The sequence below is a fragment of the Microbacterium paludicola genome, assembly GCF_039529675.1.
In the GTDB taxonomy this organism is placed as follows: domain Bacteria; phylum Actinomycetota; class Actinomycetes; order Actinomycetales; family Microbacteriaceae; genus Microbacterium; species Microbacterium paludicola.
This window is the reverse complement of record NZ_BAAANG010000068.1, coordinates 1-2,232: the sequence shown is the minus strand read 5'-3', so window position 1 is coordinate 2,232 and position 2,232 is coordinate 1. Positions and strand designations below refer to the sequence as shown.

Genomic DNA, 2,232 nt, shown 5'->3' with positions numbered 1-2,232 from the left:
GCGTGCGCCACGTCGACGACATCTCCACGCTCCTGCACGAGCTGCGCGGCCAGGCACGCGAGATCGAAGCCGCCCTCGCGATCGAGGGCGGCGAGGGCGTTCACCAGCGGCTGCAGTCGGAGGCCTGGGCGCCGGAGGTCATCATCCTGGGGGAGGTGCCGGCCGAGCCGATGCGCTCCGAACTCGCCGACCTGGTCACGCGGATCCCTCGGGTGGGGATCGCGGCGATCAGCGCCGGCCCGCTCACGGGCGCGTGGAACTACACCATCGCCTCGACGGACGCAGCGAGCCTGGAGATCCCCGATGCCGGTGTCGCGCTTCCGCTCGAGCCGCAGCTGGTCGGCAAGTCCGACTACGCGCGCATTCTGGCGCTGTTCGGAGTCGCCACCGAGGGTGAGGCTGTCGAGTACGCACCGGCCTCGGCAGAGCTCGAGCTCGATGAGATCCCCGAGCCGCAGCCCGAGGCAGAGGCGGCAATCGAGTCCATCGACGAGGTCGAGGCCGACACCGAGGTCGAGGTCGAGGCCGACGTCGAGGCCGTCACCGACATCGACGTCGAGCCCGCGGCCGCGGAGGCCGCCGTCGACGAGATCGAGGAGCCGGCCGCGGGCGCCGCGAAGGTGGCTCCGGCGCGGAAGCCGCGTCTTCGGCTGCTCGGGGCAGTTTCGCTCGATGACCCCCAGGGGGAGATGCCGACTAATCCGACCACGGCGAAGCAGTGGACGTCGTCGATCGGGCGGATGACCGAGTTGATCGCCTTCCTGGCTACCCGCCCTTCGGGTCATGTCAGCTCGGAGGATCTGCACGGTGCGCTCTGGCCTGGGCAGAAGCACGACACGAAGCAGGCCAAGCAGTCCCGGTACGGCCTGGCCAACCGGACGCGGAAGTGGCTCGGCCAGGACCCCGAGGGTTCGTGGTACTTCCCGCAGGCCGTGGGCGATGTCTACACGCTCTCCGAAGAGCTCTCCTGCGACTGGGTGGACTTCCAGCGACTCGTGGGCGACGACCCGACGGTGGCGGACACCGCCGATCTGGTGAAGGCGCTCTCCCTGGTCGGCGACCAGCCGTTCACCGGTGTGAAGTCCGGCCGCTACGTGTGGGCCGAGAAGCTGCGGCTGGACATGATCTCCGCCGTCGGTGACGCCGCGCACGAGCTGGCCACCCGGGCACTCTCCGCTGGTGACATCCGCAACGCTCGCATGGCGGCCGCGGTTGGGCGGATGGTCGAGCCGGAGAACGAGGTGCTGTGGCGAGACGGGATCCGCGCCGAGCATCTCGCCGGCGACCGGGCCGGCGTCGAGCGCCTGGTCGACCAGCTGCGCAAGCTCAAGCACGACATCGACCCCGAGGACGACCTGGGGGCGGAGACGCAGGCTCTGGTCGACCAGCTGCACGAGCGCTACGCGATGGCCAAGTGACATGACCGTCATCGCGAGCACGGCCTCCCGAGCCCAAGCGGCCAGCCTCGGTGTCCTCGCCGGCGCCGCGGCCGCCGTCCTGGGCGTGCTCGCTGGAGTCGCGCAGCAGGGCGGTGCCGAGGAGGCGGTCGGATGGGCTGCAGTCGCCGTGTTCACGGTGGGAGGCGTCTGGCTCGCCGTGATCGACGCTCGCACCCGCCGGCTGCCCAACGCGATCACGCTCCCGCTTTCGGGCCTGCTCGTCCTCGTTCTCGCCGGCGCAGCGGTGACCACCGCGCAGTGGGGTCAGCTGGTGCAGGCGGTGCTGTGTGGGGCAGGCCTCGCCGCGGCGCTGATGCTGGTGGCGATGACCGGCACCCTCGCGTTCGGGGACGTCAAGCTCGCCCTCTCGATCGGGCTCCTCACCGGCTGGTTCGCCTGGACGCTGCCTCTGACCGCGGTGGTCGTCGCGTACCTGCTCGCCGTGCCGCACGCGATCGCCCTGCTGGTGCGCAAGAAGCGGGTCTCGGCCGAGGACGGTCCGACCTACATGCCGATGGGGCCCTACCTCGTCGCCGGCGCGCTGCTCGCCGCCCTCACCACCCTGCTGACCTGACGAGGACGAAATGAACCCGATCCCCCTGCCCGCGACGAACTTCAACGCCTCCGACTCCGTCCTGGCGCAGAGCATCGCCGCCGACAGCGACTGGCAGCAGGACGACAGCGGAGCCGTCTACGACGAGCACGGTGTGATCATCGCCAGCAGCCTCGCCGATCTGGGCATCCTCGGCCGCGAGCTCGGATGGTTCACACCGCGCGACACGGTTGCCAGTGG

The 2,232-nt window shown here is 70.6% G+C and carries 3 protein-coding genes; all 3 read left to right on the top strand.

The features are described from left to right. Window positions 1-1,418, top strand: a 1,418-nt coding sequence (locus ABD161_RS15760) for an AfsR/SARP family transcriptional regulator (RefSeq protein ID WP_344005152.1), incomplete at its 5' end; no start/stop codon positions are given. A gap of 1 nt (window position 1,419) precedes the next feature. Next, window positions 1,420-2,013 (top strand): prepilin peptidase, encoded by a 594-nt coding sequence (locus ABD161_RS15755; RefSeq protein WP_344005148.1) that lies wholly within the window; start codon window positions 1,420-1,422, stop codon window positions 2,011-2,013. Window positions 2,014-2,023: 10 nt separating this feature from the next. After that, on the top strand, window positions 2,024-2,232 hold a 209-nt coding region (locus ABD161_RS15750), incomplete at its 3' end, for a hypothetical protein (protein ID WP_344005145.1).